Annotated in this window: 18 protein-coding genes and 1 tRNA gene; 7 read left to right on the top strand and 12 right to left on the bottom strand. The window is 57.8% G+C overall.

Going from position 1 to position 24,436, the window contains the following annotated elements; all coding sequences use genetic code 11:
* Positions 1-102 precede the first annotated feature (102 nt).
* The 6 genes from tig to FIV05_RS19265 all read right to left on the bottom strand — a co-directional run bounded on the left by tig (position 103) and on the right by FIV05_RS19265 (position 6,941).
* Complete coding sequence (gene tig / locus FIV05_RS19290) at positions 103-1,452, bottom strand: trigger factor (RefSeq protein ID WP_055654535.1); 1,350 nt, start codon at positions 1,450-1,452, stop codon at positions 103-105.
* Positions 1,453-2,022: 570 nt separating this feature from the next.
* Positions 2,023-2,107, bottom strand: a tRNA-Leu gene (locus FIV05_RS19285).
* A 91-nt stretch (positions 2,108-2,198) separates the two neighbouring features.
* Complete coding sequence (locus tag FIV05_RS19280) at positions 2,199-3,734, bottom strand: NAD(P)H-hydrate dehydratase (RefSeq protein ID WP_286202207.1); 1,536 nt, start codon at positions 3,732-3,734, stop codon at positions 2,199-2,201.
* Positions 3,735-3,809: 75 nt separating this feature from the next.
* Positions 3,810-5,429, bottom strand: a complete 1,620-nt coding sequence (locus FIV05_RS19275; RefSeq protein ID WP_152510653.1) for a CHASE domain-containing protein — start codon at positions 5,427-5,429, stop codon at positions 3,810-3,812.
* A 234-nt stretch (positions 5,430-5,663) separates the two neighbouring features.
* A complete protein-coding gene (locus FIV05_RS19270; RefSeq protein ID WP_152510652.1) occupies positions 5,664-6,710 on the bottom strand; it encodes a sensor histidine kinase in 1,047 nt (348 codons plus the stop codon).
* 69 nt (positions 6,711-6,779) lie between these two features.
* Positions 6,780-6,941, bottom strand: coding sequence for a DUF1328 family protein (locus tag FIV05_RS19265; protein WP_082444556.1), 162 nt, complete (start codon positions 6,939-6,941; stop codon positions 6,780-6,782).
* Positions 6,942-7,407: 466 nt separating this feature from the next.
* Between FIV05_RS19265 and FIV05_RS19260 the strand changes: the two genes are divergently transcribed.
* Together FIV05_RS19260 and glnA are read left to right on the top strand one after the other, a co-directional pair.
* Positions 7,408-7,746 carry a P-II family nitrogen regulator gene (locus FIV05_RS19260; RefSeq protein WP_006934743.1) on the top strand — a complete coding sequence of 113 codons (339 nt, stop codon included), beginning with the start codon at positions 7,408-7,410 and terminating at the stop codon, positions 7,744-7,746.
* 127 nt (positions 7,747-7,873) lie between these two features.
* Positions 7,874-9,283: a type I glutamate--ammonia ligase gene (gene glnA / locus FIV05_RS19255; RefSeq protein WP_055656579.1), complete on the top strand. Its 1,410-nt coding sequence runs from the start codon at positions 7,874-7,876 to the stop codon at positions 9,281-9,283.
* Positions 9,284-9,450: 167 nt separating this feature from the next.
* On the opposite strand, the gene FIV05_RS19250 is transcribed toward glnA, so the two are convergent.
* Together FIV05_RS19250 and FIV05_RS19245 are read right to left on the bottom strand one after the other, a co-directional pair.
* A complete protein-coding gene (locus tag FIV05_RS19250) occupies positions 9,451-10,497 on the bottom strand; it encodes a P1 family peptidase (protein ID WP_152510651.1) in 1,047 nt (348 codons plus the stop codon).
* A 110-nt stretch (positions 10,498-10,607) separates the two neighbouring features.
* Complete coding sequence (locus FIV05_RS19245) at positions 10,608-10,880, bottom strand: tyrosyl-tRNA synthetase (RefSeq protein WP_152510650.1); 273 nt, start codon at positions 10,878-10,880, stop codon at positions 10,608-10,610.
* A gap of 183 nt (positions 10,881-11,063) precedes the next feature.
* On the opposite strand from FIV05_RS19245, the gene FIV05_RS19240 reads away from it, so the two are divergent.
* Positions 11,064-11,282, top strand: a complete 219-nt coding sequence (locus FIV05_RS19240) for a hypothetical protein (protein WP_152510649.1) — start codon at positions 11,064-11,066, stop codon at positions 11,280-11,282.
* A gap of 123 nt (positions 11,283-11,405) precedes the next feature.
* Positions 11,406-12,659: a tyrosine--tRNA ligase gene (gene tyrS / locus FIV05_RS19235; protein WP_152510648.1), complete on the top strand. Its 1,254-nt coding sequence runs from the start codon at positions 11,406-11,408 to the stop codon at positions 12,657-12,659.
* A 126-nt stretch (positions 12,660-12,785) separates the two neighbouring features.
* On the opposite strand, the gene FIV05_RS19230 is transcribed toward tyrS, so the two are convergent.
* The gene (locus FIV05_RS19230) at positions 12,786-16,031 is read right to left on the bottom strand and encodes an AsmA-like C-terminal domain-containing protein (protein ID WP_209009712.1); all 3,246 of its coding nucleotides are present in this window, start codon (positions 16,029-16,031) and stop codon (positions 12,786-12,788) included.
* A 245-nt stretch (positions 16,032-16,276) separates the two neighbouring features.
* On the opposite strand from FIV05_RS19230, the gene bcp reads away from it, so the two are divergent.
* The 3 genes from bcp to FIV05_RS19215 all read left to right on the top strand — a co-directional run bounded on the left by bcp (position 16,277) and on the right by FIV05_RS19215 (position 19,056).
* Positions 16,277-16,744 carry a thioredoxin-dependent thiol peroxidase gene (bcp, locus tag FIV05_RS19225; protein ID WP_152510647.1) on the top strand — a complete coding sequence of 156 codons (468 nt, stop codon included), beginning with the start codon at positions 16,277-16,279 and terminating at the stop codon, positions 16,742-16,744.
* Positions 16,745-16,779: 35 nt separating this feature from the next.
* Positions 16,780-17,613 carry a ferritin-like domain-containing protein gene (locus FIV05_RS19220; RefSeq protein WP_152511987.1) on the top strand — a complete coding sequence of 278 codons (834 nt, stop codon included), beginning with the start codon at positions 16,780-16,782 and terminating at the stop codon, positions 17,611-17,613.
* 90 nt (positions 17,614-17,703) lie between these two features.
* Positions 17,704-19,056: a M23 family metallopeptidase gene (locus tag FIV05_RS19215; protein WP_152510646.1), complete on the top strand. Its 1,353-nt coding sequence runs from the start codon at positions 17,704-17,706 to the stop codon at positions 19,054-19,056.
* 72 nt (positions 19,057-19,128) lie between these two features.
* On the opposite strand, the gene prfB is transcribed toward FIV05_RS19215, so the two are convergent.
* From prfB to FIV05_RS19200, 3 genes are all read right to left on the bottom strand, one after another.
* A protein-coding gene (gene prfB / locus FIV05_RS19210) for a peptide chain release factor 2 (protein WP_152510645.1) occupies positions 19,129-20,260 on the bottom strand; the annotation gives its coding sequence in 2 pieces (ribosomal slippage) (positions 19,129-20,193 and positions 20,195-20,260; 1,131 coding nt in all).
* A 160-nt stretch (positions 20,261-20,420) separates the two neighbouring features.
* Positions 20,421-22,892: a penicillin-binding protein 1A gene (locus FIV05_RS19205; protein ID WP_062491600.1), complete on the bottom strand. Its 2,472-nt coding sequence runs from the start codon at positions 22,890-22,892 to the stop codon at positions 20,421-20,423.
* 188 nt (positions 22,893-23,080) lie between these two features.
* Positions 23,081-24,358, bottom strand: a complete 1,278-nt coding sequence (locus FIV05_RS19200; protein ID WP_152510644.1) for an N-acetylmuramoyl-L-alanine amidase — start codon at positions 24,356-24,358, stop codon at positions 23,081-23,083.
* Positions 24,359-24,436: the final 78 nt, after the last annotated feature.

Below are 24,436 nucleotides of genomic sequence, written 5' to 3'. Positions count from 1 at the left end.
TGAATGCAAGGTTAAATCTGCGGCCACATCTGGGGATAGACGGGAAAACCGACCAGCCAATCTGGCCGCTTTCGAGAGCATTCCCCCGAAAGCGGATTGACCTTAAGCCTCGTCTTCTTCCTCGGCGACCAGCTTCTCCAGCTCTTCCTTGGTCACCGTCTTGTCGGTCACCTTGGCGAGTTCCAGCATGAAGTCGACGACCTTTTCTTCGTAGATCGGCGCACGCAGGGAAGCCAGAGCCTGCTGGTTGTTCTTGTAGAATTCGAACACCTGCTGTTCCTGGCCCGGGAACTGGCGGACGCGGTCGTAAAGAGCGCGCTGCAGTTCTTCGTCGGTCACCTGGATGTTGTTCTGCTCACCGATTTCGGACAGAACCAGGCCGAGACGAACACGGCGCTCAGCGATCTTGCGGTATTCCGCCTTCGCTTCTTCTTCCGTGGTCTCTTCGTCTTCGAAGGTCTTCTCGTTGCGCTTCATGTCTTCTTCGACCTGGCGCCAGACAACGTCGAACTCGGAGTTCAGCAGTTTTTCCGGCAGATCAAACGAATAGTGCTCGTCCAGCTTGTCGAGCAGCTGACGCTTCACGCGCTGGCGGGTCATCTGACCGAACTGGCCCTCGATCTGGCCGCGGACGATTTCCTTCAGCTTGTCGAGAGACTCAAGGCCGAGGTTCTTAGCGAACTCGTCGTCGACCTTGGCTTCACCCGGTGCGGCAACTTCCTTGACGACGATGTCGAAGGTGGCAGCCTTGCCGGCCAGATGTGCAGCCGGATATTCTTCCGGGAAGGACACTTCAATGACCTTCTCGTCGCCAGCCTTCACGCCAACAAGCTGCTCTTCGAAGCCCGGGATGAACTGACCGGAACCCAGAACCAGCATGCCGTTCTCGTCGGCACCGCCCTCAAAAGGCTCGCCGTCGATCTTGCCCAGGTAGGACATGGTCACGCGGTCGCCATCTGCAGCAGCGCCGTCTTTCGCATCGAACGGTGCGTTGTTCTTGGCGATCTGGGAAACCTGCTCGTCGACTTCTTCTTCAGCGATTTCAACGACCGGACGCTCGATTTCGATACCGGCGAAATCAACGATCTCGAAGCTCGGCAGAATGTCGTAGGTCATCTTGAAGGAAAGATCGGCGTCACCAGCCATGATCTTTTCAGCATCTTCTTCCGGCAGATCGATTTCCGGGGTCAGAGCCGGGCGCTCGGAGCGCTCCTCAACAGCCTTCTGGGTGGTTTCCTGGATGGTGTTCGACAGGATCTCGGCCATGGCCTGACGGCCATACATCTTTTTCAGATGGGCGAGCGGAACCTTGCCAGGGCGGAAGCCCTTGATGTTGGCCTTGGATTTCAGGTCGGCCATGTAATCGTCGAGCTTGGCGGCGAGATCACCAGCCGGAATGTCGATTTTCAGCTCACGCTTGAGGCCCTCGGAGAGGGTTTCGGTTACCTGCATGGGTTTTGTCGTCCTCGGTCCCGAGCGGCAATCCGCCCCGGAGGTTTCGTTTTTAAAATCCCGTGTGCCACATCGCCTGCACTCCCCTTTTGCCGGAAGCGTTCAAACGGCCATGCATCGCCTTGAAGAGACTCCAAGACGCACGATGGGAGCGCGATACTGCGTAGGCCCGAAAGTGTCAAGGGGAGAGCGGGGTTTTGCTGGCGTAAATCGCCTAAAATCAGCTCTTTCAACCAAGTGATTTGGTCTCTTCCAGGAGCCGGAAGCCAATTCCGCCAACCTCGCCGGCCTGCGGTTAAGAACCGCTCCCCGTCACCGACGTTGACAGCCTGATACCAGACCACGCCAAACCGGAGTATGGCCAGAGCCTGACCAGACCGGCCCGCACTGCTGAAGTCACACGGCGCGCAAATTTGCGCTGCGCAACAACTCCGCACAGTCAACGGTGCCCCACCAGGCCTGACACTTGGTGATCAAAACCCGGCGACCAAATACGAGGGTTCTCGACAAAAAGCACAACGTCGAACGACAAGCGCCGAACGCGCACAGGATGAAAATCATTTTGAAGAATGGTGCGGATGGAGGGACTTGAACCCCCACGCCTTGCGGCACCAGAACCTAAATCTGGCGTGTCTACCAATTTCACCACATCCGCGTCGCAACAAGTGGCAAACCACCCTGCGATTGAAGCGGGGCCTCTATAGCATCGCTGATTTTCCCGTCAAAGGAAAAAGCAGCGCCCTGCCTCACCGTAAATCGGATTTCTCCACAAGTGCGCGAAGCACGGGTTTCAGGGCACTCTCAAGATCTTCTGCGATCAGCCCCGGCCCGGCCTCCCGGCCAGCTTCGCCATGTAGCCAGACGGCCATTGCGGCCGCCTCGAAGCCGGTAACACCCTGCGCAAGCAGACCGACTACAATTCCGGCAAGCACATCACCAGACCCGGCTGTTGCAAGCCATGGAGGTGCGTTGCAATTGATTGCCGCACGCCCATCCGGCGCAGCGACAACGCTGTCCGGCCCCTTCAGAATCACGACTGCGCCGGACATTCGTGCTGCTTCCCTGGCACGGGTCAGCTTGCTACCTGCAAGTTCCGGGAAAAGGCGAGCAAACTCTCCCTCATGCGGCGTCAGAACGACCGGTTCCTTATGCGACCTGATGCTTTCGAAAAACGGAGCGCGATCAACGGCACTACTCGTCAGACCATCGGCATCGAATACGCTTGCCCGGTTACAGTCCAGAATCTCCGCTACCGCCGATCGGGTCTTTTCACCAACACCATAGCCCGGACCGATCAGTACCGCGTTGAGGCGCTTGTCCGACAAGAGATCGCGAATACCGTTTTCAGAGGCAACCTTCTTCAGCATTACCGCCGTCAGATGGCTTGCATTGACCAAAAGCGCATCCGGCGGCGACGCCAATGTTACGAGCCCCGCCCCCGCCCGCAGCGCAGCGCCAGCCGACAACCGCGCAGCACCGGTTGCCGTGACCGGACCGCCAAAGACAACCGCATGCCCCTTGGAATACTTGTGACCGGTCGGTGCGACTTGTGGCCAATGGTCAAACCAGAGGTCCGGCCCGTTGACGAAAGTGTCGGGCACGATTTGATCGAGAACGGTTACATCGATGCCAATCTGCGCAACAGTAACCCAGCCACAGGCTTGACGACCGGGATAAAGCAAATGCCCCGGCTTTTGCCGAAAGAACGTGACCGTCTCTTGCGCACTGACAGCCTCGCCACAGACAACACCGTCTGCGCCTTGAACTCCGGATGGAAGATCTACGGAAAGTACAGATGCGCCACACTTGTTGACAGCTTTCACCAAAGCTTCGGCAGCACCATCTAAAGCGCGGTCCAGCCCTGCCCCGAAGAGAGCATCCACGATCAGATCGGCGCCATCCAATAAAGCGCCTAGATCGCCCGCGACATGATCGCCCTCAACAGCGAGAACAGAAGAAAGCCCCATGCGCCGAAAGGCTTCAAGCGCATCTCCCTTCAGAGCGTCGGGCGCTTTGAGCAACCTGACATCAACGCAGTATCCGGCTGACGCCAGACACCGCGCCGCAATGAAACCGTCACCGCCATTGTTGCCGGGACCGCATAGAATGACTATCCGACCTGAAGCGGGAACCATCCGCGCCGCAGCACGTGCCACAGCCTGGCCGGCACGCTCCATGAGTTCGATACCTGGAACACCACCCTCAATGCTCAGTCGATCGGCTTTCGCCATCTCCTGCGGCGTCAGCAACTCATAATCCTGGGCCGTGCCATGCTGGCTCATTTTTAGGCAGTCCCTTCCATGTTCAAACGGCGCTTGAGAATGCACTCGGGCAAATCATGGCCCAGCAGCCGATTCTCAGACCAGAGGCACGGAAATCCGAATGGCAACACCCTTCTCGGTGAACTGCCGATCGATCTTGCCATTCATCTCGCCAGCCACCAGCGCTTCCATGAGCCTGCTGCCGAAGCCGAAATTTTTCGGAGCTTCAATCACTTTTCCGGTCTCCTCAAGCCAGTCGAGCTCAAGCTGCTTGCCTTTTTTGGCCGGCAGGACTTTCCAGATAACCTCGAAGCGTCCGTCATCAGCAAAGACATCGGAATATTTCATCGCGTTCGTTGCAAGCTCGTGAAACACCAGACCGAGCGCATGGGTGCCGGTCTCGTTCAGTTGAACGGCCGGTCCTGCAAGCTTGATGCCCTTTGCCCCCTCACCAAAGACCTGCTCCAGTTCCTGCAGAAGCAATGCCTTCAGGTCGGCTTTCGACCACCTGGACCGGGTCAACAGATCCTGTGCATTCGCCATTGCCTGCAGCCGAGAGCTGAACGAATCATTGAATTCCTCCAGGCTTTCGGAGGCCCCGGCGGTCTGGCGAGCAATCGCGAGAATGCGGGCAATTGAATTCTTGATCCGGTGCTTCATTTCCTGAAGCATCAGATCCTTTTCCTGGATCGTCTTTTCAGACATTTCCTTCAGGCGCTGATTGGCCTCCCTCGCCCGCAGGCGGGAGCGAATCGAGACCGCGAGCGCAGCGGAAAACAGCAGAGATATCGAACCAAGCATGAAGGTGCGCCAATAAAGAAAGGCGTTGTCCTTTGAAGCGGCTTCGATAACGGAGATCTCCCAAACCCGTCCGCCGACTTCTATCTGCCGTGTCACGAGATTTTCAGCTTCCGCGGCGCGCGCTTCATAGTCTTCAGAGGTGTACAGGTGCTCCGGCTGCTCGTCCGTCACGTCGGTCGTGTTGACAAGAACCGGTACCGGGGTTGGAGAAGTCAGGGCAGCCTTGTGCAGATCCCCGGCACGGAAAGGCGCATATACAAAGCCCTGGATGCTTTCTTCGCCGTTCAGTTTTTCTCCGGCAGCTTCTTCTTCACTTGCCAGCGGGAGGTACGCCAGGAATCCCGTCTGCTTCTCCTCCGTGATTTCCTGAACCAGCATGACTGGGGCCGATGCCTTGACGGTGAAGGTGTCTGCCGACGCCAGCATGGCCTTGCGGCGGGTTTCGTCACTGAACATGTCGAAGCCGAGTGCAGCCTTGTTTCGCAGGTCTAGCGGTTCAAGCAGTATGATGGGGGTCCGATGTTCCTGGTCCGTCTCGGGCCAGACCTGACGTTCCAGTTCGTAATTCTGCTGCAATGCCAGGCTTGCCTCATCTTCCCTGCCGGTCTGCATCAGCTTGGCAAAGCCGATACCCTGCATGCCGGACAAATGCCCCTTCAGGAACAAACCAAGGGCAAAGCTCTGGAATTTGGCCCTCGACATGGCTCCGCCATCCGCCTCGAAAAACGAATGCGTCGCTGCAATGAGAGAAAAGTTCTGCTCGGTGCGCCCGCGGATCCGGTCGACCGCCTCTTCTGCGAGTATCTCGAATTCCCGCCGCTCAACCGCTCGCTCCCTGTCCAGAATGACGTAGGTCAGCGACAGGCCGATAGCGGCACTTATCACGAACACAAGAAGGGGAATGTGTCTTTTCATCGCCGCGGGCCTGATCCGGGAAGAAGGTATGGAGAAAACAGAATTAGGAAGTTTTCACGATGCAAGCAACAAAAATCACCTGTAGAACCAACAACAAATTTCAAAATATCATCATAACATTTGTTAATTTCAATATTCATTGAAGTATTCTAAAACAACCATTCCGAGAAGGCCCTGCAACCGTCGATCAGCCGAATGAGTTACTGCGAGCAGTGAAGAATTTGAACGCAGAATTCAGGCCCGGAGCAGGTCTTCACCCATCTCCCGCCGAACGTTGTACTCAGTCTTCGGAAACACCATGCTGTAATCTATTCCGTCAGGCGAGATGCTCAATTCGCCAGAGCCGCTCAAGGATTGCGGCAGCACTGTTTCAAGCAGCAAGGCGGAAAATGCGGTCCTGTCACCACCTGCTTCACCTGCGGCAAGTGCCTCTTTGGTGTCTACCCCGCCCCTCTCTCCTGCATTCCAGTTGACAACGAGGCACAACCGGCCCTGCCTCATCACCGTTTTGCAGGTGAGCAATATTCCCTCGTCAGCCGAAGCCCTGCCGACGACCAGTGTTGCGGCGATCAATTCATGCAAGCCCAGGCCGATGTAAAGCGCAGCATTGGGGGTCAGCAAAGGGTTTTCGCCCGTCATGGAAATGGGAATGACCCGCTTTGAATCAAACAGCGCGCGTTGAGCTCGGGCAAGATCGAACAGGCGAACACCGAACCAGTCGGATTCCGTCACGAGATCCTGCGAATTTGAAAGGGAAAAGATCCGCCCCTGAAACTCGGCAAGAAACTGCTCGAGAGACCCGGCGTAGCGAGCGGACTGGCCTGCCAGGCTCTGGATGACAGCCAAAAGGTTCTTCGATCTGTGACTGACTTCCAGCAGCAAATCCTTGAGCGCCTGCTCTCGTCGGCGGCTTTCCGTAACATCGACAATGGTTGTCAGCACCTGGTTGATGCCTTCAACACCGGAAATCGTTTCGATATGGATCTCGAAAACGTGGCCTCCTTCAGCCATCACCTCGAGCTTTTCCGACCGCCCCGTCTCCAGCACTACCTTCTTGGCGTCGTCGAGCTGCCTGCCCACGGAATGACCGAAGACCGTTTCGTCCTTCGGGGTCTCTCCCTCGGGCACCGACCATATGTGAGGCAAGTTCGCGATATAAAGGTATTGAAGCGCGTCGTCCTGCAAGGTGACGCAGGCACGCGAACGAAGCAATGCGAGAATGAGATATTCTCGAAGCTGCTCATCAGACTGGCTGGCATTATGCCATGTGAGCCTGCGCACGGATAACCTCACATAAAGCTCAAAAGACGCGAACCCCGATGGCGTTTCGTGGGTCCAGGATATTCGTGACTACCTTCGTAGCATGCCCGCAATCAGGGAAAGCACAAAAACTGCAAGGAACAGCCCGATCAAGATTTGTGCAATCGAAGCCGACACGCCCGCCATTCCAAAAAACCCGAACAAACCCGCAACGAGAGCAATGGCCACCACAGCCAAAGCGTAGAAAAGCATAGCCGTCTCCATATTCCAGTTCTTCTGCAACGCGTAAGGGCGGGGATGGTTCCTCAATCCGGAAATCAGCCAGGAACTGCCCATACATCAGAGCAACGCACCCAGCGACGCCGGTTGGAACCGTCGATTGACTTGAGATTGTGCAAAATCATGCAACCGCTGCGCAGGGCAATCTCATCCGATTGCTAAAATTCAGCCTATTTTTTAGGCTCTTTGCTTATTTCGTGATCATATGACAAATGGGATAGGCGACTGACCACCACCCCGCTGATTGAATTTGCCGCTTTTAGTGGCGGATTTCCCAGCGCGGGTAAAATTTACGGGTTGTCATGGCCGTTTGGCACACATCGTGCTTTATAGCTTGCAACGGTCCCTTCCGGGCCCGACCGGGTCGTTTTGTCCCGCAGGATCGGAAAAGGGCACGCCGAAATTATCCGGCCTTAAAAGTGGAGAGAGACACAAGGTGATGAAAAAGATCGAAGCGATCATCAAACCCTTCAAGTTGGACGAGGTCAAAGAAGCTCTGCAAGAGGTCGGTCTCCAGGGCATCACCGTTACGGAAGCCAAGGGCTTCGGCCGTCAGAAAGGCCACACGGAACTCTATCGCGGCGCTGAATATGTCGTGGATTTCCTGCCCAAGGTGAAAGTGGAAATTGTACTTGGCGACGACATGGTCGAGAAAGCCGTTGACGCAATCAGATCCGCTGCGCAAACAGGCCGCATTGGCGACGGCAAGATTTTCGTTTCAAACATCGAAGAAGCAGTCCGTATCCGTACCGGTGAATCCGGCATAGACGCTATCTGACCCACCCATTCCGGCACTCGCCGGCAATCCGAATTCCGGTCCCACGCAACGGAGCCAAATTTAAGACACTCTGCCGGGCCGGAACAGTACCCAACCGTTCACATGAAAAACTAAAGGGATGGACATTATGACCACTGCCGCTGAAATCCTTAAGGAGATTCAGGAAAAAGACGTGAAATTCGTCGACCTGCGCTTTACCGATCCTAAGGGTAAAATGCAGCACGTCACCATGGACGTAGTACTCGTTGACGAAGACATGTTTGCTGAAGGCGTCGCATTCGACGGCTCGTCAATCGCAGGCTGGAAGGCCATCAACGAGTCCGACATGATGCTGATCCTGGATCCGGAATCCGCACACATCGACCCGTTCTTCGCACAGTCCACCATGGCGATCTTCTGCGACATCGTCGACCCGGTCACCGGTGAAGGCTACAACCGCGATCCGCGCATGACCGCGAAGAAGGCAGAAGCCTACGTGAAGTCCGGCGGCTTCGGCGACACCATTTTCGTCGGCCCGGAAGCTGAATTCTTCATGTTCGACGACGTCCGCTTCACTGCCGACCCGTATAACACCGGCTTCATGCTCGACAGCTCCGAACTGCCGTCCAACATGGGTTCCGAGTACGAAACCGGCAACCTGGGCCACCGTCCGCGCACCAAGGGCGGCTACTTCCCGGTTCCGCCGATCGACAGCGCACAGGACATCCGTTCCGAAATGCTGTCCGTCATGGCCGAAATGGGCGTTCCGACCGAAAAGCATCACCACGAAGTGGCTGCTGCACAGCACGAACTCGGCATGAAGTTCGATCACCTGACCCGTTGCGCCGACAACATGCAGAAGTACAAGTATGTCGTCCACCAGGTCGCACATGCCTACGGCAAGACGTCCACCTTCATGCCGAAGCCGGTATTCGGTGACAACGGCACCGGCATGCACTGCCACCTGTCCATCTGGAACAACGGCGAGCCGACCTTTGCCGGCAACCAGTATGCCGACCTTTCGGAAAGCTGCCTGTACTTCATCGGCGGCATCCTGAAGCACGCCAAGGCCCTGAACGCCTTCACCAACCCGTCGACCAACTCCTACAAGCGTCTGGTCCCGGGCTACGAAGCACCGGTTCTGCTGGCCTATTCCTCGCGTAACCGTTCGGCTTCCTGCCGTATTCCGTTCACCGCCTCTCCGAAGGCTAAGCGCGTTGAAGTTCGCTTCCCGGATCCGTCCGCGAACCCGTACCTCTGCTTCTCCGCCCTGCTGATGGCCGGCCTCGACGGGATCAAGAACAAGATCCACCCGGGCGACGCGATGGACAAGAACCTCTACGACCTTCCGGCCGAAGAGCTTGCAGAAATCCCGACCGTTTGCGGCTCCCTGCGCGAAGCACTGGAAGCAGTCGATGCAGACCGTGAGTTCCTGAAAGCCGGAGGCGTGTTCGACGACGACCAGATCGACGCTTACATCGAACTGAAGATGGAAGAAGTCGAGCGTTTCGAAATGACCCCGCACCCGGTCGAATTCGACATGTACTACTCTGTCTGATCCCTTCGGGTTCAAACAAGCGGAAAGGCCGGGCATTTGCCCGGCCTTTTTGTTTTCCAAGCAACCCTCTTTCCATGTCTCAGCGCAAAAGTGAGTTGGTTACCACCGACAATTCCACAAGCAGCCTTGGCCAGTCCGACAAGCCGCGCGAGAAAATCGCGAGCGACTTAGGCGCGCCCATCAAGCCAATCGGCAAGAGACGGCCGTTTGCTACGCCCCCGCCCACGCATGGCGGGAGACGCGATCATCGCATTGAGTACGGCCTCCTGCGTCGTTTCAGCTGCTGCCTGAAACAGGACATCGATCTTGTCTTCCTTGAGAATATCGCGAGCGATGAAATCGCTCTCCTCGAAATGGGCAATCTTGCAGGCAGTTGAAAAGGCAAGTGCGATATCGCCGCTTCCATTGCCATAGTAGGCACCCAGCCGCGCCAAACCCGCCCCGGCCCTGCGGGCAATGCGTTTCAGTTGCCGGCTTTCAAGAGGCACATCTGTCGCCAGAACAACGATGACCGAACCGCGTTCTTCGCTATGGCGCGCCTCCTTGGGATGCGGTCTGCGTCCATCCGGCAGGACAAGGTCTCCGGGGCGACCGAAATTGGCAAGCACCAGGGCGGCAAGTCTGTGCTGACGGCCTCCAAGCTCAAAGACGCGCGAGGCCGAACCGATACCGCCTTTGAAGCCGAACGCGCTCATGCCCGTCCCTGCCCCGACACTGCCCTGCTCCACCTTCGAACCTGCAGCCTTCAGAGCCGCTTCCGCATCGGCTTCGCTCAAGGCCATTGCCTGTATATCGCTCAGGTAGCCGTCATTGCACTCCATCACCACAGGATTGATCGTGCCTGTGGAACGGCCTATTTCGGGATTTTCGTCAATTGCCCTGCGGATGAGCGCATTCACACCGGTGCCAACGCCAAAGGTGTTGGTCAGCAGGATCGGGGTTTCCAGCGTCCCGAGTTCGTCGACCTGTACCAAACCAGCACTTTTCCCGAAGCCGTTGATCACCTCGACGGCGGCAGGAAGTTTCTCGCGAAAGAGATTGCCCGAGTGCGGCACGATTGCCGTGAAACCGGTTCTGAGGTCGCCGTCGCACACGGTTTTGTGCCCAACCGCAATACCATCGATGTCCGCAAGGGTATTCAGGGGGCCGGGTTCCAGAGTGCCGCATATGAGGCCATGAACGCGAGAGGGAGAGAGCGAGGGAAAGGAAGACATGGAACACCGGACGAATGATTTCACTGTCCCGTGTTGAAAAGGAGGTTCAACCAAATCTCAAGACGAAAAAGCCTCCCGAAGGAGGCCATTCGCTTGTGCGGTGGATGAGATCAGTAACAGACACGCTGGTAACCAACGACGATATACCGACCATGGTAAGGGCTCCAGCGGGTCACCGGCCGGTTCTGGCAGCGGACCGGCTGGTAGTAGCGCGGCTGAGCCTGGGAGGCGATGATAGCGCCGGCAGCAAGGCCGATGATGGCACCTGCGGCGATCGCGCCACCACGACGGTTCTTGGCATGAGCTTCGTTCGGGGTAATGGTGACGGCAGCGGTTGCCATGGTGGCGACTGCGACGGCGGCTATTGCAAACTTGCGAAACATGACGGCTCCTTTCAATTGTTGAACAGCGGCTTTCGTTGCGCTGCTGATGAATTGAATGTAGGCGCCGCCTGCTATGTTGGCTGTGACTGTGATCACGCTGCGTCACTTTCGCCAGGGTGTGTGCCGGAGTGTGTTGGGAAAATGTCCGGGACCAGGGGTCTCACAAGAAAGTAGGAGCTATCCATGTGGGTGATTATGGCCGTATCCATTCAGCTTTTGAGCGGTCCCAATGTCTGGGCGGTCGCCGATGAAGGCACGTTTCAGGATGAAGCGGAATGTCAGGCTGCCTTGAGTGAAGCCGTTCCGCGGACACTCTCGGAAGGCATGCGCCTTGCCTGGGAGGGGGGCGAATTGAAATTCGTCTGTGTGAAGGTGCGCGCCAACGGCCAGGTCGGCAATTAACCAGCGGCAGAGCGCTGCAGCGTCCTGATTTTCCGGCAGGCGCAATTTACAAGTCCTGCGGCACGCGCTAGAGCACGACCGCAGGAATGCCGGCAGGCACACAAGACGGACGGACAGGCGACTATGAGCGAGTTCAAATCGGACTTTCTAAACGTTCTTTCAGAACGCGGTTTCATTCATCAGATCTCGGACCCAAAGGGCCTGGACGAGCTGTGCGCGAAAGAAACCGTAACGGCCTACATTGGTTTCGATTGCACCGCACCGAGCCTTCATGCCGGGTCTCTCGTGCCGATCATGATGCTGCACTGGTTCCAGAAGACCGGCCACCGGCCGATTGCCCTCATGGGTGGCGGCACCACGCGCGTCGGTGATCCGTCCGGCAAGGACGAATCCCGCAAGATGCTCACCGAAGAGCTGATCGAGGACAACAAGGCCGGCATTCGCAAGGTCTTCGAAAAACTTCTCACCTTCGGTGACGGCCCGACAGACGCCATAATGCTGGACAATGCGGACTGGCTTCTGAAGCTCAATTACGTTGACTTCCTTCGCGACATCGGCCGCCACTTCTCGGTCAACCAGATGATCCAGCGCGACAGTGTGCGCCTGCGTCTGGAACGCGAACAGCATCTGTCCTTCCTCGAATTCAACTACATGCTCCTGCAGGGCTACGACTATCTGGAGATTTACCGTCGCACCGGCTGCCGGCTACAGATGGGCGGCTCCGACCAGTGGGGCAACATCCTGTCCGGCACCGATCTCGTTCGCCGTCTGGCAGAAGTCGAAGCCTTTGCCCTCACCTCTCCGCTTCTGACCACGTCGTCGGGTGCAAAGATGGGCAAGACTGCCGCCGGCGCTGTGTGGCTCAACGAAGAGCAGCTTTCCGCCTATGACTATTGGCAGTACTGGCGTAACACGGAAGACGCCGACGTGGAGCGTTTCATGAAGCTCTTCACAGTTCTTCCGATGGACGAAATCGCCCGTCTTGCGGCACTGCAAGGCTCGGAGATCAACGAGGCCAAGAAGATACTGGCAACGGAAGCGACTGCCCTGATCCATGGTCGGGAAAACGCTGAAGCTGCTGCCGAGACCGCCCGCAGGGCATTTGAAGAAGGCCAATCCGCCGAAGGCCTGCCGACGGTGGAAATTGCCAAGGCCGATCTGGAAGCCGGCATCGGTGTGCTCTCCGCGTTTGTGAGCGCAGGCCTGTGCGCCTCGAATGGAGATGTCCGCCGCAACATCAAGGGTGGCGCGGTCAAGATCAACGACAAGGGCGAGCAGGACGACAAGCGCCAGATCACGCTTGCTGATCTGACCGGCGACGGCATCGTCAAACTGTCGCTCGGCAAGAAAAAGCACGTGCTCCTGAAGCCGGTCTGAGCTGAAGCACTCCAGAACTGATAAAAAGCCGGGCACCGCCCGGCTTTTTTGTTCGGTAACAAGAGAGACGGGAACAAAGGCCTTCGGCGGCAGCCTGGTCCGCCAGACATTGGCTAGTACGATTGCTCAGTTCGCCTGAAACTCGAACATCTTGCGGAAGATGCCCGGTGCAATCGCCGAAATCGGGTTGACCGAGAGCACCGGGTCGGACACCGAACCAGACAAGCGATAGGTCACACCGATGAGGCCTTCTCCGGAATTGCCTCCGAGCGCAAAGCCCAGCAGCGGGATCTTGGCGAAGAAATTGTTGAGAGCGTAGATCGGCACGAAGGTACCGGTAAGATTGAGCGTCTGCTGCGACAGATCCACGGAACCGCTGACAGTTCCTCCCAGTGCGTTGCCCTGGAGTGCCCCGCGACTGATGGTCAGCAATTCGCCTTCCCGTGAGAAATTGATATCCAGCGTTTCGAAACTGGCGGTGTCCGCAGCTTCGTTGGTATTGATCGCACGCCCGTCCGGGATGCGATTTGAGCGGTTCTGCTCGCGGATACGCTGAATGGCCGGATCTTCCGTGATCCGCAGTGAGCGCACGTTGAAATCGCCGACCCAGCTGTTTTCGTCGGCCATCGCCACATTCAGGACCCCGGTTCCACCGCGCATACGCTTGTAGAGGTCAAGGAAACGCAGTGTTGCGCCTGTGTTTGCGAAACGGCCAATTGCCGCCTGCGTGCCGCCCTGGTCCGTCACCGTAAATTCGAAATTTGCACGGCCATTCACAAGTCCCTTCAAGTCCGCAGAGACCAGTCCCTTGGCACCGGTATCAATCTTGCCCGAGAATTTCTCGATCGCCTGATTGTTGAACCCGGTCACACGGTCAATATTGGCGGCAATTCTTGCACCGCCCGAAAAATCACCGGCTCCCTTGCTGCCACCGGGGCTCCGCATGCTCTTGATCAGGCCGCGCCCGTCAAAAGAAGATCCGGCAAAGATGATGTCGTAGCGTCCGTCCGTCGCCTTCTGGATATCGACTTCGACATTGTCGCCCGGGCGCAGCTTGAATGTATTGAACGATGCGCTGACAAGATCGCCGGCCATCGACAGTTGCATCGAACCGGCAACATCGACACCCTCCGATACCAGCTTGAAGTCCTTCACACGGCGCTGTGTGTCCGTTTCAACCAGCTTGAAAGACGCCGTTGCGGGAACACCCTTGGCTTTTTGCCAGCCGAGCGCCTGCAGCCGGACATCCGTCTGTTTCAGGTCGATGACGAATTCCTGTCCGTCGCTGACCTTTGCAACGCTCAAGGTCATGTTGCCTTGGAGAAAGGCGGTCAGATCCACCCCCTTCTCTTTCAGCTGCTTCGCGTTGAGCGCAACAACAACATCCTGTCGTGCCGCTACACCGGATTCGCCCAAGGGCACCACAAGGTCGATATCGGCCTGCAATCCGTCGAGTATCCCCTTGCCGGTAATCGCGACCTGATCCTTGTTGGCCTCCAGCGCAACATCCGACTTGCGCACCGTGTGCCCCATGATCGGATTGCTGTCCGAGAAATTCGTCAGACGGCCTGTCGCCTGCCAGTTGATATCGGCAAGATCGATTTCATTGCCCAAGGGAAAAGAGGCCGTGATTTCAAGTTCTCCCGCCCCTTCAACACCATCATTCTTGAGATCAGCCCGGTCCAGCACGCGGAAAGGCGCACTGTTGACCATCGCACCAAGGTCGCTCGCCGATCCCTCCATGCGGGTCTTCACGCTTGCCATCTTGCCGTCCCGCAAAGGCAGGTTCTGAATCGCGAAGACACCATCCGGCAGGGTAACCTCGCCACCACTTGAGGCCGTCGCCGTTCCGCCTGTCGCGGTCACGGTCAGTGTCTCGTTTTCAATTGTGAGCGTACCGTCGAGGCCATCAATCTGCGGAACGTCCCCAACAGGCGTCACTGCGCCATCGGAAAACGTCATGTCCAGGCGCATGTCGTCCCCCGCCCAGCCCGGGTCCGGATCCCGCGGATCAAATGCTGGCGGGCGGAGCGCGCCCGTATAGGAAACGGTCTCGATCAAGCCGCCTTTCAGGCGTTCGATGATCCAGCGGCGCGCCGGCGGCACAAGCGTGATCGGCCAGAGCTGCTTTGCCACTGCAACCGGTATCAACTCCCCATTAGCGGCCAGCGCCAGATAAGGTCCTTCCGGTGTAATCTGCAACGAAGCGACACCATGCACGACGGCCTTCCCCGAGCGCGCCGTGAAGCGGTCGACGGAGAGCAATTTTTCAAGCGGATCGAAACGCGCACGAATCTGGACGCCGTCCAGCATATGCGGCTCTTCGGGAACATCGGCGGAACCGAACTGCGGATATTCCGAATCCAGATTGATCTGCCACTCGGGACTATCACCAGCAACCGGCGAAACAGACCCCGTGAAGAAGATGCGTGAATTGCCGCGAATGACATGTGAACTGGTAATTTCAATTGCGTTTTGTCCCGCCTCGAACAGCAGGGACAGTGCTGCATCGTCAAAGGCGACCAGTGTCTTGCCAAGTTGAAACCAGCCGTTGCGCACGCGCGCAACCGCATTGGCGGAGACAAACTTGCCATCGCCTGTCAGTCTGCTCTCGATTTTGGCGGAGGCCGGAAGTCCCAACCCCTTGCCCTGCACCGATTTCGCGTTTGGCCCCAGCAGTTCGGCAAGGGTGATTCCGTTGACCACCACCCCGATGCTCTTGGCATTCGCACCCGGCGGGGCGTTGCGCGCAAGCTCCAGTCTCCAGGTGGAGATATTGCCGGCAACTCGCGCGAAGGCCCGTATCGAGCGGTTGTCGTCACGCAGGATGTCCGCGTCAATGCCTCTGTAACGTCTGGGGATGGAACCGGCCAACTCGAAGGAAGCGTCACGGATCTTGACGAAGCTGAGGCCTCGACGGGCAAACTGGTCGTCCACTACGTCGCTGACCCTGTCGACGGCCTCCATGAGCGGCCCCATTTCCGGAAACTTCGCCGGCCCGCCCGCCAGGACAATCCGCACATGGGGCCTTGTCAGGTTTAGAGACGAAAAATGGAGCTTGCCGGAGAGCAGTGCATCCCTGTTCAGCGGCGCAGTCAGTTCAGGAAGACTGATGCTTACAGGTGACCCACCGGCGATCTCCGCCTTGGCATCCGAAATCAGGATATTGATGCCGTCCGGCGCGGTAAAATCGACACTTGCGCTGCCAATGGAAAGTTCAACCTGCCCTCGGGTGCCTTGATAGGCCAGCAGGCTGCCAAGAAGCGGAATGTGCACTGGTCCGGTTGCAAACAGAATGGCGATTCCGGCTACAAGACCAACCAGAACGGCGGCGACAACGTAGCGCAAGCGCTTGCGTTTTTTCGGCGTCACTTTGGCCGTGTTCTGAGATCCGCCGGTTTTAGGCAAATACGTCAATCCAATCTTTCGCCTGCATGCGTAAGACAGGCGCTTGGGTTCGGGTTCGGAGCAAAGCGCCGGGTTACCTCACTGCAGCTCCGGACGAGTCGCTGAGCGATTGATGATACTGCGAAAGCTTTGCTAAAAGCGACCGCAGCCATTGTAGACGCAGCCGGAAACCGGCATTAACGCACAAACTTTGACAGAAGGAAGGCATGATGAGCGAATTGGCCGTCGGAGATGTCGCACCGGATTTCGAACTGGAAGGTGATGGCGGCAACAAGGTGTCGCTGAGCGCCCTCAAAGGAAAACCCGTCGTAGTGTATTTTTATCCCAAGGATGACACGCCAGGCTGCACAAAGGAGGCAATTGCCTTCACTGAGCAGTCCGATGCATTTGCCAAACTTGGCGTAACCATTATCGGGCTCTCGCCTGACACGGCCGCCAAACACGACAAGTTCATCGCCAAGCACAATCTGGCGATCAGGCTGGGGGCGGATACGGAAAAGGAAGTCGCGGAGGCCTATGGGGTCTGGGTCGAAAAATCCATGTACGGCAAGAAATACATGGGTGTGGAACGCTCCACCTTTCTCGTCGGTGCAGACGGCAAGATCGCCGAAATCTGGCGCAAGGTAAAAGTTCCAGGGCACGCGGATGCCGTTCTTGAGGCTGCGCGGGCCCTGTGAATTCTCCACTGGAAACGGCAACCGGCAGCGCCAGGATGGTGGCCGGAAGGGACAACTTGCCGCACACCCTGGTTGCCGGAGCGCGAGCGATCGTATGCGCTTCCGATACAGCCGAAAAAGTGCGGCTTGCCTATGCTGTCTCCAGGGTCTGGTTTCAGCGTGAACTCGCTCTCGGATCTCCCTCGAGAGATGGTGCGATGCCGGATCGGCCGGGCCGGCCGGAAAAACCTGTTCTGCTTGCACCGCGAGACATGCCAAAACGCAGCTTGAAGGGCAAGGCGGGCCGCCTTGCCCTGATACACTCCCTGGCACACATCGAGCTCAATGCAGTGGACCTGACATGGGACCTGATCGGACGCTTCGCGCACGTCAGGCTGCCCAGGTCCTACTATGACGACTGGGTGCGGGTCGGGCTTGAGGAAGCCAAGCATTTTGCCATGCTGCAGGAGCGCCTGGCGAAACTGGACGCCACCTACGGAGACCTGCCTGCCCACGACGGCCTCTGGCAGGCTGCGCAGGATACCGGACACGACCTTGCCGCCCGCCTTGCCATCATCCCGTTGGTACTCGAGGCAAGAGGCCTCGACATCACGCCACCGATGATCGTAAAAGCCCGCGAAATCGGTGACGAAGACACTGCCAAATGTCTGGACATCATCTATCGGGACGAGAAAAACCACGTCGCCTTTGGCGCAAAGTGGTTCCGGTTTCTGTGTGACCGGCAGGGAATCAGACCTGAGTCGGCATTCCACACCTACGTGCGCCGTCACTTCAGGGGTCCGTTAAAACCTCCCTTCAACGATCGCGCGCGTTCCGAAGCCGGACTAACTCCCGGTTTTTACAAGCCTCTTGCGCCTCTCATCGGATAAATTTCACAACCGTGAAGACGAATTATTAACCTTACCAAATTCTAATCAGGCTCAGATCTTTTGCAGAATGCAGGCAGTGACTGAGTGACAATGCAACAGCGCCAAGAATCGACGCGGACCTATCAAGCCCCCCGGACAGAGCCACATCATCCGGTTCTGGAAAAGGGCGAGAAGACGACCACGTACAGTGTAAGGCCGGTTCATCTTATTTGCGGTGCAATCGGCTGCGTGACGGCAACCTTGGCAGTTGCAGGCACAATTGGCTACTACGCCCTGCGCAGTGACATGATGGCCGAGGCCAGCGCTGAAAGAACAGAGTTGGTGCTGGAGTATCAGGACCACATCGACCGCCTGCGCACCGAGATTGCAAATCTGACGAGCCGCCAGATGGTCGACAGGGAAACCGTCGAGATCCAGGTAATGGACGTTCTGCGCCGGCAGCAAGACCTCAATCAGCGCCATGCCATCGTGGCCGACCTGGTTGCCAGGGCGGAAAGCGTCGGTATCTACCTCAGCAACGACAAGCCCCTGCCCCCGGAAAAACCTTCACTCGACGAGCGCAACCTCGCCTCTCTGGATGGTAGCGACAAATCTGCAATCGGCGGCGAAAGCGAGTTGATCGAGGAACCGGTAAAGGCCTTGGGATTGCGCGACGGCTCCACAAGATCCTTCGATCCACTGGCTATTCTGCAGCAGCCGGCAACCGATACCGCAACGCCGGATGCCGACGTAAAAAAAAACTCTGAGAAACAGGCTGCCCTCGACGCGGTAAAGGCTGACATCTCCATGATGGACGAAGAAAGCACGGCTGCCGTCGATGCGATCACCATCGCGACGGAAGGCCGTATTGAGGACATCCTCCGCATCACGCGCTCTATTACGCCCGGGCTCAACGCCACACTGCGTGAAAAGACCTCCCTCGGCGGCCCGTTCCAGCCGATCAACGACGAGAACTTTCCAGACCGCCTGGACCGTGCAAACACAGCCCTGGACACTCTGCGCCGCGTGAAATTTACCGCACTGCGTTTGCCGATCAAACGGCCGGTCCGGAACGGCTCCGTGTCAAGCACTTACGGTCCTCGGGTTGATCCGTTCCTGGGTCGGCTGGCCATGCACACCGGCATCGACTTCAAGGCCCCTTACGGCGCACGCGTATTCGCAACGGCACCCGGCACAGTAATCAGTGCGGGACGTAACGGTGGCTACGGCAAGATGGTGGAGATCCGTCATGCGAACGGGTTCGTCACCCGCTATGCCCATATGAGCCGCATTCAGGTATCGGAAGGTGACCATGTTCTGGCGGGCGACCTCGTCGGCAATGTCGGCTCCACCGGTCGCTCCACTGGTCCGCATCTCCACTACGAGATCCGCCGGCATGACAAGCCCGGCAATCCGGCAGCTTTCCTGGCAGCAGGCGATCGCTTCTCGGCACTCGACCTTTGAAGGATGAGCAAGGCTGAAACAAAAAAGCGGGGCCAAATGGCCCCGCTTTCATTTGTATTTTCCGCTGTATCTTTAGTCGATATCGGCGACTTCGACCGGATCTCCACCAAAGACGCGCTGTGCCAGCGCAGCTTCCATGAATTCATCCAGATCGCCATCCAGAACATCTCCCGGAGACGTGCTCTCAACGCCTGTGCGCAGGTCCTTGACCAACTGATAGGGCTGAAGGACGTAAGAGCGGATCTGGTGCCCCCAGCCGATGTCGGTTTTCGAGGCAGCTTCGGCGCTGGCCGCTTCTTCGCGCTTCTTCAACTCTGCTTCGTAAAGGCGAGCCTTCAGCATCGACCAGGCGGTTGCACGGTTCTTGTGCTGTGAGCGCTCCGACTGGCACTGCACCACGATACCGGTTGGCTGGTGCGTGATACGCACGGCGGAATCGGTCGTGTTGACGTGCTGACCACCGGCACCGGAGGCGCGGTAGGTATCAATGCGGCAATCACTCTCGTTGATGTCGATCTCGATGGAATCGTCAATCACCGGATAGACCCAGGCACTGGAGAAGCTGGTGTGGCGGCGAGCGTTGCTGTCATAGGGCGAAATCCGCACGAGGCGATGCACGCCCGATTCGGTCTTCAGCCAGCCATAGGCATTCTCGCCCTTGATCAGCAAGGTCGCAGACTTGATGCCCGCTTCTTCACCGTCATGATATTCCAGCACTTCGACCTTGAAGCCCCGCTTTTCCGCCCACCGGCGGTACATGCGAAGCAACATGGACGCCCAGTCCTGACTCTCGGTGCCGCCGGCACCGGAGTTGATTTCCAGGTACGTGTCGTTCGCATCGGCCTCACCGGACAGCAGCGAATTGAGCTGCAGCTGGTTGACCTTGCCCTTGAGACCACGAAGCGCTTCCTCGGCATCGGTAATGACCGACTTGTCGTCTTCCATCTCGCCGAGTTCGATCAGTTCGATATTGTCGGAAAGGTCCTGTTCCAGCGACTTGATGCCACCAATGCTGTCATCAAGCTGCTGACGCTCGCGCATCAGCTTCTGGGCCTTGGACGGCTCATTCCAGAGGTTCGGATCTTCGGAAAGGGCGTTCAGCTCTTCCAGTCGGACGACGGCCTGATCCCAGTCAAAGATGCCTCCTCAGCAGGCTTATGGCCTGCTTGATTTCATCGACGATCGCTTCCATTTCGGCGCGCATCGGATACCTCGCTTTTGATGTGAAGCGGCCCGGTCTCCTGCAAGAGGCACCGGGCCGAGAATTGGAGCGGGACATTACCCAAGCAGGACTTCGCTGTAAACCGTCGAAAAGGATCTCGCGATGACCTGACAGTCGGCCAGCCCCTGCTAGGCCAGGCGGGTCAGTAAAGACCGCCTGTACCGACCGTAACGGCCTGCTGCGCTTCCGGAGAAACCGCAGTCGGAACTCCCATGGTGTCTTGGAACCCGATGACGGAGTAACTGTCCGGCGGAGCCATGCCCGGCTTGAAGGCTTCCAGGATCGACCCCGGATCGCCGGCAGCGGTTCTAAGACCGGTGCGGCGGTTGATCGGGATCAGCTGAAGGCCCTTGGGTACACGGAATTCCACCGGCGGCTTGTCGGCCAGAGCAGTCTTGACGAACTCGGTGAAGATCGGCGCCGCCACCTGACCGCCGGTTGCCCCGCGGCCCATCGGTTTCGGATTGTCGAAGCCCACAAAAACACCGACCGCAAGATCCGGCGTAAAGCCCATGAACCAGGCGTCTTTTTCGTCGTTGGTGGTACCGGTCTTGCCGGCGACCGGACGCCCTACCGCACGAACGGACGTTGCCGTACCGCGCTGAACAACGCCTTCCATCATCGATGTGATCTGATAGGCCGTCATCGGGTCGAGAACCTGCTCGCGATCGTCGATCAGGGTCGGTTCGTCCTGGCCTTCCCACACATCCTGCGTACAGCCGTCACAGATGCGGCTGTCATGCTTGTAGATGGTGCGGCCATAGCGGTCCTGAATACGGTCGATCAGGGTCGGTCGAACTTTCCTGCCGCCATTGGCGATGGTCGCATAAGCGGTGGTCAGGCGCAGCACGGTGGTTTCCCCCGCACCAAGCGACATCGACAGAACCGGAAGCATGTTGTCGTAGATGCCAAAACGCTTTGCATATTCCGCGACCAGCGGCATGCCCATGTCCTGAGCGAGCCGAACAGTCATGACGTTCCGCGAGAGCTCGATACCTGTGCGCAGGGTCGACGGACCGTAGAATTTGCCGCCGTAGTTCTGCGGACGCCACGTGCCGAGACCTGGGCCCTGGCTGATTTCCAGAGGCGCATCCATGATCACGGAAGATGGCGTGTAACCGTTGTCGAGAGCGGCAGCGTAAAGGAACGGCTTGAAGGACGACCCAGGTTGCCGATAGGCCTGCGTTGCACGGTTGAATTCGCTCTGTGCAAAGCTGAAACCACCGACAAGTGCAAGGACACGGCCGGTATAGGGGTCCATCGCCACCAGAGCGCCCGACACCTTCGGGATCTGACGAAGTTCATAGGTTCCCGGAGCAACCGGGCTTTCCTGGACATAAACAACATCACCAGGTGTCAGCACATCGGAAACGGCGCTCGGCGCCCTGCCCTTGACCCGGGCCCATTTCATGGTGCTCAGGAACATCGGGCCGGTCTTGCGTTCTTCGGAAAGCTGGCCACTGACCTGCCGTTCCGGCTGAACGCCAATCTTGGCCTCTTCACCGCCGGCTTCCAGAACCACCGCGAGCTTCCACTCCGGCAGATCGCTCAAGGCTTCCACCTTGGCCAGATCGATGCCCCAGTCGGCACCAAGGGTGATCTTGTCGACAGGGCCATTCCAGCTGCCACGTTGGTGGTCGAAGGCAATCAAACCGTCCATCAACGACTTGCGGGCCAGTTTCTGCATTTCGGGGTCAAGCGTCGACCGCACCGAAAGCCCGCCTTCGTACAGGCGCTTGTCGCCGAAGATGTCGGCCACTTCGCGGCGGACTTCCTCAGTGAAGTACTCGGCAGCAAACAGGCGAGAGCCGGTTTCACGCGGCTTGACGACAATCGGTTTCTGTTTGGCTTCCTCGCCGTCCTGAGCGCTTACGTAACCGTCTGCGATCATACGGTCGATCACGTAGTTGCGGCGCGCAATGGCGGCCTCTGTCTTCCTGTAAGGATGATAGTTGCTCGGACCTTTCGGCAGCGCTGCCATATAGGCGATTTCTTCAAGCGACAGTTCGTGAACCGACTTGTCGAAATAGATCAGCGAAGCGGCCGCGACGCCGTAGGCCCCGAAGCCAAAATAGATCTCGTTGAGATAGAGCTCGAGAATTTCGTCCTTGGTATAGGCCTGCTCGATGCGCAGGGAAAGGACCGCTTCCTTCACCTTGCGCTCATACGCGGCGGAACGGCGTTCACGCTCTTCGCTCACGAGATCGGACAAGAGGAAGTTCTTTGCGACCTGCTGCGTGATGGTCGAAGCACCTTCCGGACGACGACCGGACCCATAGTTCTGGATGAAACGCACCGCCGCACGGGCGATACCTTCCGGGTCAACACCGATGTGGGTGTAGAAATTCTTGTCTTCGGCAGCGACAAACGCCTGCTTGACGCGATCCGGGATTGCCTGGATCGGCAGGAACATGCGCCTTTGAGTCGCGTATTCGGCCATAAGACTACCGTCCGCGGCATGCACACGCGTCATGACCGGTGGCTCATAGTTCTTCAGGGCCGTATAATCCGGCAGATCCTTCGTCAGGTCCTGCAGGTACATCCAGACCCCGGCGGCAATCAGCAGCGCAAAGATCGCGCCGATTCCGAACAGGTAGCCAAAAAACTTCACCAAAAATTTCATACCGCGGGCTCGTCTTTCCCCGTTCTTAGCGCTTCCAGCTTTTTAACACGGAAACATTTGCTCAGCATCACCGATGCCGACAGTCGCACAAACTTGTCTGCCTTCCTCGTGCACCAATATGGCGATGCTGAGGCAATCGCCAGTGCTAACCTGCCATTTTGAAAGCAATGCAAGGATTTTTACTGTGACGGTGCTGCTTGTTGCCGCGCAAGCCGCGGCCGGAAAAAACCATGAACAGCTTCGGTCATGGCATTCGCCATGCGTTCACGCCATTCGTCGGAAATCAGAAGCTTCTCGTCATGTTCGTTGGAGAGATAGCCGAGCTCGACCAGAACCGAGGGCACATCATGCGCCTTCAACACCCGGAAACCCGCAGAACGATGCGGGTTATTGATCAGCCGGACTGCGCTTTTAAGCTCGTCCACCAGCGACCGGGCGAAATAGACCGAAAACGACCTCGTTTCGCGTCGCGCAAGATCGATCAGGATATCTGTCACCTCTGTTGGCTCTTCCGCCAGATCCACACCGGCGATGACGTCCGACATGTTTTCCGACTGGGCCAGATCTTCGGCCAGTTGGTCCGACGCCCTGTCTGAAATTGTGTAGACGGTCGCGCCACGCGCCAATTTCTGCCCGCGCCGGACAGAATCGGCGTGAATGGAGATGAAGAGGTCGGCTTCGAGTTCATGACCGATTTCAACTCGGCGCCCCAACGGAATGAATGTGTCATCATCCCGGGTAAGCTGAACGTTGTAGAGCCCGCTTTCGTCAAGCTTTTCCTTGAGAAGCTGAGCGAAGTCGAGAACGATCGCCTTTTCGAGAGTTCCGTGGACACCTGTCGCCCCGGTGTCGATACCGCCATGCCCCGGATCAAGGACGATCAGCGGCTTGTCCCTGTTCTTTGGAGCGGTCAACCGGTCACTTTTCGGTGCGGAATCACTCCCGGCGACGACGCGCTTGGGCCTTGAGGTCTCGACAAACGTGTCGAATTCGTCGGCTGTCGCGCTGACAAGGTCCACAACAAGCCGCGCTGGCTGGTCATCGACAGCCGGCAGGAAAAATGTCTTGTCGACCTTCACCGGTCCCGTCAGGTCCATCACCACGCGGGATCTTCCAACCGCAAAGAGGCCGAAGCGCCAGTCGGTGACAAGCCCTCGCCCGCTCTCGCCAGAATCGGCCGGTAGCGAAAATGTCACTTCGGGAAGGTCAATGATCAGCCGGGCCGGGTTGGCAAGGCCGGAGATGGTCGGTGTTACCTGACGGTTCATATCAAGGACGAATCGCGTGCGCACCTCGTCTCCTGCCACGCGCGCTCCGGTGACCCGGGCCTTTTCCGGTTCGGCAGATGCGGCGCAAGTCAGGCCGGCAAACGCAGCAACGCAGATGCTCAAAACCACTGCGAAAGACGTCGCCAGTCTCAAAACAGCGCCCGGTCCCTGGTCTACTTGCGGTTTCATTCTGTCCTTGAACTCAATTATTTCGGCCATCTCGCTCGAAAACTTCGCGTGTTGAGCCCCCGTCAGCCCTGTCATACG

Source organism: Labrenzia sp. THAF191a (assembly GCF_009363335.1).
Taxonomy (GTDB): Bacteria; Pseudomonadota; Alphaproteobacteria; order Rhizobiales; family Stappiaceae; genus Roseibium; species Roseibium algicola.
Note: the sequence above shows the minus strand (reverse complement) of the source record. Positions and strands in the feature narration are given on the sequence as shown.